Source organism: Streptomyces sp. HUAS MS02 (assembly GCF_055702265.1).
Map to the genome: position 1 here is coordinate 3,932,731 of NZ_CM146747.1, position 13,092 is coordinate 3,945,822.

Annotated in this window: 10 protein-coding genes; 5 read left to right on the plus strand and 5 right to left on the minus strand. The window is 71.1% G+C overall.

Translation table 11 applies throughout. From position 1 onward, the window contains the following. Positions 1-58 precede the first annotated feature (58 nt). On the plus strand, positions 59-1,459 hold the full coding sequence (locus tag ACZ9QC_RS16850) for a DUF2637 domain-containing protein (RefSeq protein WP_472921714.1): 1,401 nt from the start codon (positions 59-61) through the stop codon (positions 1,457-1,459). Positions 1,460-1,529: 70 nt separating this feature from the next. Here the strand turns inward: ACZ9QC_RS16850 and lysS are convergent, their stop codons facing one another. Continuing rightward, complete coding sequence (gene lysS, locus ACZ9QC_RS16855) at positions 1,530-3,269, minus strand: lysine--tRNA ligase (RefSeq protein ID WP_472920865.1); 1,740 nt, start codon at positions 3,267-3,269, stop codon at positions 1,530-1,532. Positions 3,270-3,672: 403 nt separating this feature from the next. On the opposite strand from lysS, the gene argS reads away from it, so the two are divergent. The 3 genes from argS (at position 3,673) to ACZ9QC_RS16870 (ending at position 7,420) form a co-directional block, all read left to right on the plus strand. Beyond that, entirely contained in the window at positions 3,673-5,454 is a 1,782-nt protein-coding gene (gene argS, locus ACZ9QC_RS16860) for an arginine--tRNA ligase (RefSeq protein ID WP_472920866.1), read from the plus strand. A gap of 286 nt (positions 5,455-5,740) precedes the next feature. Further along, positions 5,741-6,550, plus strand: coding sequence for a DUF4253 domain-containing protein (locus ACZ9QC_RS16865; protein ID WP_472920867.1), 810 nt, complete (start codon positions 5,741-5,743; stop codon positions 6,548-6,550). Positions 6,551-6,613: 63 nt separating this feature from the next. Then, a complete protein-coding gene (locus ACZ9QC_RS16870) occupies positions 6,614-7,420 on the plus strand; it encodes a nucleotidyltransferase (protein WP_472921715.1) in 807 nt (268 codons plus the stop codon). Positions 7,421-7,447: 27 nt separating this feature from the next. On the opposite strand, the gene ACZ9QC_RS16875 is transcribed toward ACZ9QC_RS16870, so the two are convergent. Beyond that, positions 7,448-8,728, minus strand: coding sequence for an aminotransferase-like domain-containing protein (locus tag ACZ9QC_RS16875; protein WP_472920868.1), 1,281 nt, complete (start codon positions 8,726-8,728; stop codon positions 7,448-7,450). Positions 8,729-8,856: 128 nt separating this feature from the next. On the opposite strand from ACZ9QC_RS16875, the gene ACZ9QC_RS16880 reads away from it, so the two are divergent. Then, positions 8,857-9,789 (plus strand): phosphotransferase family protein, encoded by a 933-nt coding sequence (locus tag ACZ9QC_RS16880; protein ID WP_472920869.1) that lies wholly within the window; start codon positions 8,857-8,859, stop codon positions 9,787-9,789. 111 nt (positions 9,790-9,900) lie between these two features. Here the strand turns inward: ACZ9QC_RS16880 and ACZ9QC_RS16885 are convergent, their stop codons facing one another. From ACZ9QC_RS16885 to ACZ9QC_RS16895, 3 genes are all read right to left on the minus strand, one after another. Beyond that, positions 9,901-10,803, minus strand: coding sequence for an SAM-dependent methyltransferase (locus tag ACZ9QC_RS16885; RefSeq protein WP_472920870.1), 903 nt, complete (start codon positions 10,801-10,803; stop codon positions 9,901-9,903). A gap of 67 nt (positions 10,804-10,870) precedes the next feature. Further along, the gene (locus tag ACZ9QC_RS16890; RefSeq protein WP_472920871.1) at positions 10,871-11,227 is read right to left on the minus strand and encodes a DUF805 domain-containing protein; all 357 of its coding nucleotides are present in this window, start codon (positions 11,225-11,227) and stop codon (positions 10,871-10,873) included. Positions 11,228-11,330: 103 nt separating this feature from the next. Beyond that, positions 11,331-12,845: a helix-turn-helix domain-containing protein gene (locus tag ACZ9QC_RS16895; protein WP_472920872.1), complete on the minus strand. Its 1,515-nt coding sequence runs from the start codon at positions 12,843-12,845 to the stop codon at positions 11,331-11,333. Positions 12,846-13,092 lie beyond the last annotated feature (247 nt).

Genomic DNA, 13,092 nt, shown 5'->3' on the forward strand with positions numbered 1-13,092 from the left:
CGCAACAACACGCAAGGGGAGGGGAGTACGGGTGGCCGCGCCAATGCAGCTGACTCGAATGCACCGCGTTCTCATCGGCGTGGTCGTGTTCGGCGCCGTCATCATCGCCGGGATCGGCTTCGCTGGTTCGTACGCGGCGGTCCGGGAACTGGCGGTCCAGAAGGGCTTCGGGAACTTCTCCTACGTCTTCCCGATCGGTATCGACGCGGGCATCTGTGTCCTGCTCGCCCTGGACCTCCTGCTGACCTGGATCCGCATCCCCTTCCCGCTGCTGCGCCAGACGGCGTGGCTGCTGACGGCGGCGACGATCGCGTTCAACGGTGCGGCGGCCTGGCCGGACCCGCTGGGCGTCGGTATGCACTCGGTGATCCCGATCCTGTTCGTCGTCGCGGTCGAGGCGGCCCGGCACGCGGTCGGCCGGATCGCCGACATCACCGCCGACAAGCACATGGAGGGCGTCCGCCTCACCCGCTGGCTGCTCTCGCCGGGCCCCACCTTCCTGCTCTGGCGCCGTATGAAGCTGTGGGAGCTCCGCTCCTACGACCAGGTCATCAAGCTGGAGCAGGAACGTCTCGTCTACCAGGCCCGCCTGCGCTCCCGCTACGGCCGCGCCTGGCGCCGCAAGGCCCCGGTCGAATCCCTGATGCCGCTGCGCCTGGCCCGCTACGGCGTCCCCCTGGCGGAAACGGCCCCGGCGGGCCTGGCCGCGGCAGGCATAGAACCAGCGGTCCTGCCACCGGCACGGCAGGTCGAGGTCGACCTGGCTGCGGGCAATCGTGCCGCTGGGGCGGCAGGGGTGGGCGCAGCGGCACCTCCCAGCGAGCAGCGCCCCCAACTGGAAAGCACCCCCACCCAGCAGCGGCCGGAAAACACCGGGCAGCAGGAACAGAGCTACGCCGACCAAGCACCCCCGGTCGACGAAAGCCCTTGGCTCCACGCCCGCCACCCCATGGAGGTCCCCTACCAGGGCGGCTACGACCCGTCGTACGACCCGGAGGAACAGTACGAGGACTGGTACGAGGAGCAGGAGCAGGACCCGCAGCAGTACGAGGGGTACGAGCAGAACGAGCAGTACCGCCGCCTCCAGCCGGACCCCCGGGACCCCCGCTTCCAGCAGCAGCAGTTCGAGGCACCGGAACTCCAGGGCCCCGAACCCCAGTCTTCGGAGTCCTCTGGGGAGGAGACCGGCAGCTTCCCCATCCCCGCCGGTCCCGGCCGCACCCGCGAGCTGGGCGAGGGCGGCGGCACCCCGGAACCCCCCGCCCCGGACGAGGAGTCGTTCTACCAGGTCTTCAAGCAGTCGATAGTCCCCGGAAGCGGTTACCCGACGCCCCGCGAGTTCAGTGACAACGTCGAGATGACCTACGGCGTCTCCGTCCTGGACGCCGAGGCCAAGCGCATGGTGCTGCGCTTCCAGAACCGCCACACCGCGGAACTGCAGGACGACCACATAGCCTGACCCGCGCGCATACGGCGATGGGGGCGCCCGGTGAAAACCGGACGCCCCCATCGCCGTAGTCCCGTAGGCCCTACTCCCCGAGCAGCCGCCGCACCCGCTCCTGCCCCACCGCCAGCAGCAGCGTGGGCAGTCGCGGCCCCGTGTCCCGCCCGACGAGCAGGTGGTACAGCAGGGCGAAGAACGACCGCTGGGCGGTCTTGATCTCCGGCGGCAGCTCCTTGGGCGTGGCGTCCGCGGAGAACCCGGCCTGCACCTTGGGCACGCCGTAGACGAGGTGCGTCAGCCCGTCCAGCGACCAGTGCTCGGCGAGCCCGTCGAGCAGCAGCCGCAGCGACTGCTGGGACGCCTCGTCGAGGGACTTCAGCAGCTCGGCGTCGGCCTCCTCGCGCACGATGGTCCGCTGGTCGGCGGGTACCTGGGTGTTGATCCAGGCCTCGGCCTTGTCGAGCCGCGGCCGCACCTCGTCGAGGCCGGAGAGCGGGTCGGTGGGGTCGAGTTCGCTGAGGATGCGCAGCGTCTGGTCCTCGGCGCCCGCGGTGATGTCGGCGACGGACGCGAGGGTCCGGTACGGCATCGGGCGGGGCGTGCGGGGCAGCTCACCGGCGGCCGTGCGCACCGCGCGGGAGTGCGCGGCGACATCGGCCGGCAGCGCGGAACCGTCCGCGACCTTGGCGTCGAGCTTGTCCCACTCGTCGTAGAGCCGCTGGATCTCCTGGTCGAAGGCGATCTTGAACGACTGGTTGGGCCGGCGACGGGCGTAGAGCCAGCGCAGCAGCTGCGGCTCCATGATCTTCAGGGCGTCGGCGGGCGTGGGCACACCGCCCTTGGACGACGACATCTTGGCCATGCCGCTGATGCCGACGAAGGCGTACATCGGCCCGATGGGCTGCTCACCGCCGAAGATCCCGACGATCTGCCCGCCGACCTGGAAGCTGGACCCGGGCGAGGAGTGGTCGACGCCGCTGGGCTCGAAGACGACGCCCTCGTACGCCCACCGCATCGGCCAGTCGACCTTCCAGACGAGCTTGCCGCGGTTGAACTCGTTCAGCGCGACGGTCTCGGAGAAGCCGCAGGCGGTGCAGGTGTAGGTCAGCTCGGTGGTGTCGTCGTCGTAGGCGGTGACGGTGGTGAGGTCCTTGCCGCAGCTCCCGCAGTAGGGCTTGTACGGGAAGTACCCGGCGGTGCCGGAGCTGCCGTCGTCCTCGCCGGCGGCGCCGGAACCCTCGGCGGCCTCCAGCTCGGCCTCGTCGACCGGCTTCTGCTGCTTCTTCGCCGGGGCCTTCTTGGTGCGGTACTGGTCGAGGATCGCGTCGATGTCCCCGCGGTGCTTCATGGCGTGCAGGATCTGCTCGCGGTAGACCCCGGAGGTGTACTGCGCGGTCTGGCTGATCCCGTCGAACTCGACGCCCATCTCGGCGAGCGCGTCGACCATCGCCGCCTTGAAGTGCTCGGCCCAGTTGGGGTGGGCGGAGCCCTGGGGGGCGGGCACGGAGGTGAGCGGCTTGCCGATGTGCTCGGCCCAGGAGCCGTCGACGCCGTCGACGCCGTTCGGGACCTTGCGGTAGCGGTCGTAGTCGTCCCAGGAGATGAGGTGCCGGACCTGGTGGCCACGGCGGCGGATCTCGTCGGCGACCAGGTGCGGGGTCATGACCTCGCGGAGGTTGCCGAGGTGGATCGGGCCGGACGGCGACAGCCCGGACGCGACGACGACGGGTTTGCCCGGGGCCCGACGCTCCGACTCCTCGATGACCTCATCCGCGAAACGGGAGACCCAGTCGGTGGTCTCGGTGCTCTGAGCCACGATCGGCACGTCCTCTTTTTCCTGGAGTTTCCATGGCCGCCGGTTACGGTCCCGGGCGACCGCGCCATTCTCCCAGCCTTTCACTCCGTGGGTCGAACCGGGCGCCCAATAACTCGGGGGTACGGGTACGTGGGCGGGTGCGGCTCCGGTGGGGGCTGATCGCGCAGTTCCCCGCGCCCCTGGAAAGCCGGGGCTGCGCCCCGTGCTTTCCAACCCGCGGCCCTGCAAGCTTTCAGGCCCGCAGGGCCTGGCCTTTCAGGGGCGTGGGGAACTGCGCGAGAAGCCCCAGACACCCGCACCCGCCGACGAGACCCGCACCCCGCTCCCCCCGAGGCACCGCAGAAAAACCCCTTTACCCCCGTGGGATACTGAACGACATCCACCCGTACCCCGAGGAGAACGGCTCCCCCTGATGGCTTCGGTCACGTCCCTCACCGCCTCCGTCCACCAGCGCCTCGCGACCGCCCTCTCGGCCACCCTGCCGACCGCGGACGCGGACCCGCTGCTGCGACGCAGCGACCGGGCGGACTACCAGGCGAACGGGATCCTCGCGCTGGCCAAGAAGGCCAAGGCCAACCCCAGGGAGCTGGCGACCCAGGTCGTCGCCCAGGTGGAGTCCGGCGAGCTGATCAAGGAGATCGAGGTCTCCGGCCCCGGCTTCCTGAACATCACCCTCTCCGACGGCGCGATCACCGAGAACCTCGCCGCGCGGTACGCGGACGACACCGGCCGGCTCGGCGTCCCCACGGCGGAGCGCCCCGGCACCACGGTCATCGACTACGCCCAGCCGAACGTGGCGAAGGAGATGCACGTCGGTCACCTCCGGTCCGCCGTGATCGGTGACGCGGTCGTGCAGATCCTGGAGTTCACCGGCGAGAACGTGGTCCGCAGGCACCACATCGGCGACTGGGGCACCCAGTTCGGCATGCTCATCCAGTATCTGGACGAGCACCCGCACGAGCTGGACCACAAGGAGTCCGACGGCGACCTCCAGGCGTCCGGCGAGGCCGCCATGTCCAACCTGGACCGGCTGTACAAGACGGCCAGGAAGCTCTTCGACTCCGACGAGGAGTTCAAGACGCGGGCCCGGCGCAGGGTCGTGGACCTCCAGGCCGGTGACCCGCACACCCTCGCCACGTGGCAGAAGTTCGTCGACGAGTCGAAGATCTACTTCTTCTCCGTCTTCGAGAAGCTCGACATGGACATCCGGGACGCCGACATCGTCGGCGAGTCGGGCTACAACGACATGCTCGCGGAGACCTGCCGCCTCCTGGAGGAGCAGGGCGTGGCCGTCCGTTCGGAGGGCGCGCTGTGCGTCTTCTTCGACGACATCAAGGGCCCGGACGGCAACCCGGTCCCCCTGATCGTGCAGAAGTCCGACGGCGGCTACGGCTACGCGGCCACCGACCTGTCCGCGATCCGGGACCGCGTCTTCAACCTGAAGGCGAACTCCCTGCTGTACGTCGTCGACGCCCGCCAGTCCCTGCACTTCAAGATGGTCTTCGAGACCGCGCGCAGGGCGGGCTGGCTCAACGACGAGGACGTCAAGGCGTTCCAGCTCGCCTTCGGCACGGTCCTCGGCAAGGACGGCAAGCCGTTCAAGACCCGTGAGGGCGAGACGGTCCGTCTGGTCGACCTGCTCGACGAGGCGATCGACCGCGCCACGGCCGTCGTCCGGGAGAAGGCCGAGAAGGTGGGCCTGACCGAGCAGGAGATCGTGGAGAACGGCCGCTACGTCGGCATCGGCGCCGTCAAGTACGCGGACCTCTCGACCTCCGCCGTCCGGGACTACAAGTTCGACCTGGACCAGATGGTCTCGCTGAACGGCGACACGTCCGTCTACCTGCAGTACGCGTACGCCCGGATCCAGTCGATCCTCCGCAAGGCGGGCGAGGCCCGCCCGGCCGCCCACCCGGAGCTCGAACTGGCCCCGGCCGAGCGCGCGCTGGGCCTGCACCTGGACCAGTTCGGCGAGACCGTGGCCGAGGTCGCGGAGTCGTACGAGCCGCACAAGCTGGCCGCGTACCTCTTCAAGCTGGCGACCCTGCTGACCGCGTTCTACGACCAGTGCCCGGTCCTGAAGGCCGACACCCCGGCGCAGGTGGAGAACCGTCTGTTCCTGGTCGACCTGACGGCCCGCACCCTGCACCGGGGCATGGCCCTGCTGGGCATCAGGACGCCCGACAAGCTCTGACGCCGACCGGCGAGAGCGCGAGAACGAAGAAGAAGAGCGGGCCGCCGTACACCGGCGGCCCGCTCTCCGTTTCCCTCTCGCGGCGCTGCTCAGCCGTCGGAGAGGCGGGCGCCGAACTTCTGCCCGGCGAAGCTGGTGATGGCCTGCTTCTTCACGAGGGGGCCCTTGCCGACGGAGCTGTACTGCTTATTTTTCGGCCGAGTTGACCAAAATCGTCTCTTCGGGCAGTGCCCTTCGGGGCAGCACGGCCGGGCCGCTGTCAGTGGTGGCCCCTACAGTCACACCCATGGCGACACTTCCCAACCCGCTGCCCCAGCTGGCGGCCGACCCGAGCGGGCGTGTGCTCGGGCTTGAGATCCCGCTCCCGCAGGGGAGGTTGATCGACACGACGGACGACGGCCCGTGGCACGAACCGCTGCTGTGGTGCGCGGACGAGGCGGCGACACCGGGCGCCTGGGCAGCCGTCCAGCCCGCCCGCCGCACGGTGGGCCTCCTCCCGGTGCTGCTGGACGTCGGCGACCGCCAGGGCGGTCCGGCGGAGTGGGAGTTGATGCCCGGCGAGATGTCCTACCCCGGCGACCACGACGCCGACGAGGTCCTGGCCGAGTTCTGGGACGCGTACGCCACCGTCGAGGACCCCGAGTGGCCGGGCCTCGCCCTGCCCCCGGCCTCCGCCCCGGACGCGGCGCCCGACCCCGACACCCTCGCCGCCGAGACGGCCGACGCCCTCGTCAAGGACCCCGCACGGCTGAAGGACCCGCGCCTCGCCCTCGTCCCCGCCCGCCGCAGCGCCGACATCCCGGCGGCCATCGGCTGGACCGGCCCGACGAACCACGAGAACGACGTGGCGAGGCTCTGCGCGGTCCTGCGCTCCTGGGAGGACCGCTTCGGCATACGCGTCGTCGCCCTGACCTTCGACCAGCTCGTCCTCTCGGTCGCCGCCCCGCCCACCACCGAGGCCGAGGCCGAAGCCGTGGCCGCCGAACACTTCGCCTTCTGCCCCGACAACATCTGGCAGGGCACACCCGACGGCACCCGCGACTCCTACGCCCACACCCTCCTGGGCGCCCCCCTCTGGTCCTTCTGGTGGGACTGAGGCCGCACCGAAATCCGCTCGGCGGCGTGCCCCGGCACACGGCACAGTGGCCCCATGGTGAACATGGATGAGCGAGGACTGGACCGCGACGGAACGATCGCCCGCGAAGGCGCGCTGGGCCGCGTGTCGGCGGCGTTCGTCCCCGTCGTCGACGCCGCCCGCGCTCACCTCACGGAGACGTTCGGCGGACGGCGCCTGCACAGCGCCTACCTCTACGGCAGCATCCCCCGCGGCACCGCCACCCCCGGCGTCTCCGACCTCGACCTCCAACTCGCCCTCCACGACGAGCCCACCGATGCCGACCGGGTCGACGCCACAGCGATCGAGGCCGCACTCGACCGCGCGTTCCCGCAGATCGACGGCGTCGGGATCCTGCTGTCCAGCACTCGGGTTCTCCTCAGCGACCTCGAACGTCACGACGGCGGCTTCTTCATCGCCTGCCTCTGCACCCCGTTGCTGGGCCCCGACCTCGCGCGGCAACTGCCCCGATACCGCCCCACAGCCCTGCTCGCGCGAGAGACCAACGGCGACCTCGCCCGCGTGCTCCCCCGCTGGCGTGCCGAAGCGGCCGAAGCCACCACGGACGCCGATCACCGGCGCCTCAGCCGTCTCGTCGGCCGCCGCCTCGTCCGCACGGGATTCACCCTGGTCATGCCCCGATGGAACGGCTGGACCAGCGACCTCGACCGGTCCGCCGAGCTCTTCGGCCGCTACTACCCCGAGCGCGCCGCGCAGATGCGTGTCGCCGCATCGACCGGCCGCGCGCCCTCACCCGACCCGGCGGTGCTCGGGACGCTCATCGACGACCTCGGCCCGTGGCTGGCAGCCGAATACACCGCCATGCACGGCGAGAAGGCCCCGCGCCCCTGACGGCGGCAGGACCAGTCCTCCGACGCCTCACCCCCGCAACCCCGCCCCCAACCGCCGCAGCCCCTCACGGATCTCCTGCGGTGTCTGCGTCACGAAGCACAGCCGCAGCGTCGACCGGTCGGGCTCACCGGCGTAGAAGGGCGCCCCGGGCACGTACGCCACGTCCCGCGCGACGACGCGCGGGAGCAGCGCGCCGGTGTCGTGGGAGGAGGGGAGGCGGGCCCACAGGAACATGCCGCCCTCGGGACGGTTCCAGGTGGAGCCCTCCGGGAGCGCGTCGGCGAGACCCGCGAGCATGGCGTCGCGCCGCTCCCGGTACGCGTCGGCGACCCGGGCGACATGGGCGTCCAGATCGCGGTCGGCCAGATACCGCGCCGCCGCGAGCTGGTTGACGGTCGGCGTGTGCAGATCGGCCGCCTGCTTGGCGACCGCGCACGCCCGCCGCAGCCCCGTCGGCGCGCGCAGCCAGCCCAGCCGCATCCCGGGGGCCATGACCTTGGAGAAGGAGCCCAGCAGGGCGGTACGGTCCTCGGCGCCCGGGTACGAGGCGATCCACGGCACCCGGTCGCCCTCGAAGCGGAGTTCGCCGTACGGGTCGTCCTCGACGATCCACAGCCCGCGCCGGGCTGCGACGGAGGCGACGGCCGCCCGCCGCTCGGCGGGGAGCGTGCGCCCGGTGGGGTTCTGGAAGGTGGGCACGGTGTAGAAGAGCTTGGGCCGGTGCCGTACCACCGACTCCTCCAGCGCCACCGGATCCACCCCGTGCGCGTCGCCCCGCACGGCCACCACCCGCGCCCCCGCGAACCGGAACGCCTGGAGCGCCGCGAGATAGCAGGGGTCCTCGACCAGGACGACGTCCCCCGGTTCCAGCAGCGCGGTGGCGAGCAGCGACAGCCCCTGCTGCGACCCCGTGGTGACGAGCACTCCGTCCGCGCCGGTCGGCAGCCCGCGCGCCCCGTACCGCGCCGCGAGCGCCGCCCGGAGCACCGGCTCGCCCTCGGTCGTCGCGTACTGCAGCGCGCGCCCCGCGGACTCGGCGAGCACGTCGCGGTAGGCGGCCGCTATCCCCTCCGTGTCGAACAGCTCGGGCGCGGGCAGTCCACCCGCGAAGTTGACGACTTCGGGACGCGAGGTGACGGCGAGGATGTCCCGAACGGGGGAACCCCCGACGGCAGCGACGCGCCGGGCGAAGCCGGGCACGGCCGCCCCGGCGCCCGCCCCGCTCTCGTCCCCGGAACCGCCCCCGGCCCCCGTCCTCGCGACAAACCCCACGTCATACGCGGCACGCTCGGCATCCACGGCACCCATCCCACGGCTCCTTCGCCACTCCGGGACGGCACGGTCCCGCCCCTGCCCGCACCCTAGCCAGGTAGGTGCCCCCTACATTCACCATTTCCGCGATGCGGACGACCCCCGTCACCCCCTAGGCTGCGCGCATGCTGCCCAGCGTGGACACGAACGACGAGTTGGAAGAAGTCGTCGGTGACGAGGCGCTGCTGCGTCCGGCTGCCCAGGATCTCTGCGGTCAGCTCGGTCTCGCAGGCGCGCGGATCGTACGCTTTCCCGAGGGCTCGCTGCCGGTGTACGCCGTCGGCGACTCCCTCGTCCTCAAGCTGTATCCGGGTTTCGAAGCCGCGCAAGCGGTCCGCGAGGCCCGCCTGTTGTCCATCCTGTGGGGCAAACTCCCCATCCCCACACCGAGGTTGCACTCGGCGGACCAGTACAAGAGCGGCTGGCGCTATGTGCTGATGTCCCGGCTGCCCGGCGAGGACCTCAACGAGGTCTGGCCCCGGATCCCCCGGCCGGACCAGGAACGTATCGTCGCCGAGGCCGCCGAGGGCCTGGCCGCCCTGCACGCCCTGGACGCCTCGCCGGTCGTCCCGCTCACCGGGCCGCCGGACTGGGGCCGGTTCGTCGCCGCCCAGCGCGCGGGGGTGGTCGAACAGCAGCGGAGCGGCGGTCTCACGGAGCCGTGGCTCGAACAGATCCCGGACTTCCTGCGCTCGGTGCCCCTGACCGCCGCGCGCCGCCCGGTGCTGCTGCACACGGAGTTCATGCGTGAACACCTCACCGTCGACCCCCACGACGGCTGGCGCCTGACGGGCCTCTTCGACTTCGAGCCGGCCATGGTGGGCGACCCCGCCTACGACTTCGTCAGCGTCGGCCTCTACCTCACCCGGGCCGACCCCGCCCTCCTGAAACTCTTCTACGAGGCCTACGGCCAACCCCCGTTCGACCCGCGCGAGCTGATGGCCTACACCCTCCTGCACGTCTACAGCGACCTGAACTGGTACCTGCGCATGCTGCCGGCCCCACCCAGCAAGACACTGGACTCGCTGGCGGAGACGTGGTTCGGAACGGGGGGATGACACCCGGGGCGTCGGGGGTGAAGAACGGGGGCGCAGCCCCGTTCTTCAGGGGCGCGGGGAACCGCACGAGAAGCCCCATCCACCCGCGCCCGACACCCGACCCAGATCCCCCTACCCCTTACGCCCCACCGCCGCATACACATTGATGTCCGCGTCGGTCACATCGTTGATGTCCCGGTACCGCACCCGCTCGATGTCGTCCATCCCGGCCAGCACATGCGGCTCCACCGCCGCAGGCACCGGCGCACCGTCGGAGAACCGCCAGTGGTGCGCCGGCACCACCCCGGGCTCGTCCACCACGAGCCCGCTCTCCTCGAAGAACCGTGCCACCTCGTCCTTGGAACGCAGCACGAAGGTGAACCCGCGCTCGGTGTAGGTCTCCTGGACCGCGCGGATCTTCGCGGGGTTCAGATCCGCGGTCAGATGGCTGAGCACCAGCCGGCTCCCGGCGGGCAGCGCCTCCACCAGTTCCCGCACCACCGGGTAGGCCTCGTCGTCCTCCACGAAGTGCAGGATCGCCACCAGGCACAGCGCGACCGGCTGATCGAAGTCGAGCGTCTTCGCGGCCTGTTCGAGGATGCTCGTCGGCGACTTGAAGTCGGCGTCGATGTAGTTGGTGGCCCCCTCGGGCCCGCTCGTGAGCAACGCGCGCGCGTGCGCGAGCACCACCGGGTCGTTGTCGACGTACACGACCCGTGAGTCGGGGACGATCGCCTGGGCGATCTGGTGGACGTTCTCGGCGGTCGGCAGCCCGGTGCCGATGTCGAGGAACTGCCGGATGCCCTCGTCCCGGGCGAGCGTGGTCACCGCGCGGCGCATGAAGTCACGGTTGTGGCGGACGTCCAGATAGCCGCGCGGATTGGCGGCCAGCGCCGCGCCGGCCGCCTCCCGGTCCACGGGGTAGTTGTCCTTGCCGCCGAGGAAGACGTCGTAGACCCGCGCCGGGTGCGCCTTGGTGGTGTCGATCCTCTTCCGCAACTCGGCGGGGTCCTGGCTGAGTGCGTCACCGGCCATCGAGCTCTCCCTGGGGGGTCGGGTCATTGAACGACCAACAACCTAGCGCCCCAGGGGAGTTGCCGCGTCAGGCTTGCGCCGGGTAGGCCTTCGGGTCGGGGCCGTACTGGTTGGCGTCCCGCTGGCCCTCGGTGGCCATGAAAACGATCATGAAGATGAATCCGACGCAGGGGACGAGCCCTATGAGGACCCACCAGCCGCTCTTGCCGGTGTCGTGCAGCCGTCGGACGCTGACCGCCAGGGACGGCAGGAAGAGGGCGACGCTGAGGAGGAGCTGGGGCGCCTGCGAGTCCAGGGCGAGGCCGAGGACGTACAGAGCGACATAGATGAGCGAGCTGATCAGCGTGAACATCCAGTACTCCTGGCGACGCGCACGCCCGCTGAAGACCGCGTACTTCTTGAGCACCTCGACGAACCAGTTCATGGCTTCCCCCGAAAATCGGCATAGGTCCGCCCCGGAAAATCGGGGCAGGCGCGCAACCTATGCCGATTGATGAGAACTCGTCAATCAGTTACCGCTCTCGTCCTCACCCTCCCCCCAGCGTCGTCCCCTCCGGAACCCACTTCGGACCGCCGAGCGGATACTCGTACGCCGGGCGCCCGTTGTTGCCGCTCGTACGGAACGGCCGGCCGTCGTCGTTCAGGGTCAGCGTGCCGCTGCGGGATCCGGTGCTCCACTCCAGCTCCAGGTACCAGCTGACGTAGTACGCGGAGGCGTCGGCGGTGATGTAGTACACCTCCGGATCGGACTGACTGACCGAGTAGGGGAAGTTCTTGCTGCCCGCCGCGGGCTTCACGTCGGGGCGCGCGGCGTCGAGGGCGACCGTGAAGGAGCGGGTCGGGACACCGGCGCCGCAGCCGACACCCGGGTAGCCCATGGCGTAGTCGTTCCAGGCGAGGGGCGACCGCTTGTCGGTCATCCGGACCTTGAGACTCCGTACGACGACGGTCTCCTCACCGGTGCCCTGCACGGTCAGCGTCAGGAACTGCTCCCCCGAGGCGACGGCACCCTCCGAGGACACCCAGGCCGGCGCATCCTGCTCCAGCGGCGGCGGCCCCACCTCCGCCGGCGTACGGTCGGCCAGGTACCGCTGGGAGCAGGGGCTCTCCCAGGTGTACGGCTCCACCTTCACGGTCAGCGGCGCCGGGAGGGACGCGTCCGCCCCGTCCGCGTCCGCACCGCCGGTCGGAGTCTCGGTGGCCGAGGCCCCCGCCCCCTTGCCGGCGTCCTTGCCCTTCTTGCCACCCGGCTCGCTCGCGGACGCGGAGGGCGAGGCACCGCTCGGCGAGGCGGAGCCGCCGTCGGGCTTCTCCTCACCGCCGCTGCCGACGGACGCGGCCCCGGCCGTACGGTCGGCGCCGTCCTTCTTCCCGTCGGAGGGCAGACTCAGGGCGAGCGTCACCGCCCCGAGCACGGCGGCCACGGCCACCCCGGCGACCAGAGCGACCCGCGTACGCCGCCGGGCCGGCCCCCGTTCCCCGGCCCCACCGGAAACGACACCACCGATCACGGTCTCCGCCTCGACGGCCCAGGGCTCCTCGACCGCGGAGCCGGACCCCTCCGCCACGCCGCTCTCCCCCACGGCCGACCGCGAGCCCGAACCCTCGCCCGAATCCGCACCCGCACCCGCAGCGGACCCGGCGCCAGAACCCGAACCCTCGCCCGCACCCGCACCCGCACCCGCACCCGCAGCGAACCCGGCGCCAGAACCCGAACCCGCGCCCGCGCCCGAATCACGCTCCTCCGCCGCCGCCCCGACGGAGTCACCCCCCTTGCGCCGGCGCATCGCGTCCGCGAGCACCCACCTCCGGTGGAGCTCGACCAACTCCTCCGGGGACGCCTTGCAGAGGCGGGCCAGCCGCTCGACGGGGGCGTAGTCCGTCGGTACGGCGTCCCCGTTGCAGTACCGGTGCAGCGTCGACGTACTCATGTGGAGCCGCTTGGCGAGCACCCCGTAACTCAGCCCGGAGCGCTCCTTCAACTCCCGCAGCAGCTCGGCGAAATCGGCCCCCAGGCCGCCCGCGGTACCGCTCCCCGACACGTCTTCCTCCGTCCCCTCATGTCCCGCGCGTCCCGTCCCGCGTTCCAGGGAAGGGGCGTTTGCGCAGGTGAAAGCCCTCGCGAGCGTTCCAGCGTCCCTGATCGTCCGTCGGCTGTGGTGGCCGGGACGGATCACCCCACAAGCTTGGGTCATCCAAGCACGCCGCTCCCGGCACACCGGTCGAGCGGCACGGCTTCGAGCACTTGTTCTCAGCCTTCTCCACTCGCTTTGTCCGAAAGGGACCTCT

What these genes read in the sequence shown, in the direction of transcription:
- ACZ9QC_RS16850 (WP_472921714.1), top strand. Translation starts at nt 59, where the DNA reads ATGCACCGCGTTCTCATCGGCGTGGTCGTGTTCGGCGCCGTCATCATC.
- argS (WP_472920866.1), top strand. Translation starts at nt 3,673, where the DNA reads ATGGCTTCGGTCACGTCCCTCACCGCCTCCGTCCACCAGCGCCTCGCG.
- ACZ9QC_RS16865 (WP_472920867.1), top strand. Translation starts at nt 5,741, where the DNA reads ATGGCGACACTTCCCAACCCGCTGCCCCAGCTGGCGGCCGACCCGAGC.
- ACZ9QC_RS16870 (WP_472921715.1), top strand. Translation starts at nt 6,614, where the DNA reads ATGGATGAGCGAGGACTGGACCGCGACGGAACGATCGCCCGCGAAGGC.
- ACZ9QC_RS16875 (WP_472920868.1), bottom strand. Translation starts at nt 8,728, where the DNA reads ATGGGTGCCGTGGATGCCGAGCGTGCCGCGTATGACGTGGGGTTTGTC.
- ACZ9QC_RS16880 (WP_472920869.1), top strand. Translation starts at nt 8,857, where the DNA reads ATGCTGCCCAGCGTGGACACGAACGACGAGTTGGAAGAAGTCGTCGGT.
- ACZ9QC_RS16885 (WP_472920870.1), bottom strand. Translation starts at nt 10,803, where the DNA reads ATGGCCGGTGACGCACTCAGCCAGGACCCCGCCGAGTTGCGGAAGAGG.
- ACZ9QC_RS16890 (WP_472920871.1), bottom strand. Translation starts at nt 11,227, where the DNA reads ATGAACTGGTTCGTCGAGGTGCTCAAGAAGTACGCGGTCTTCAGCGGG.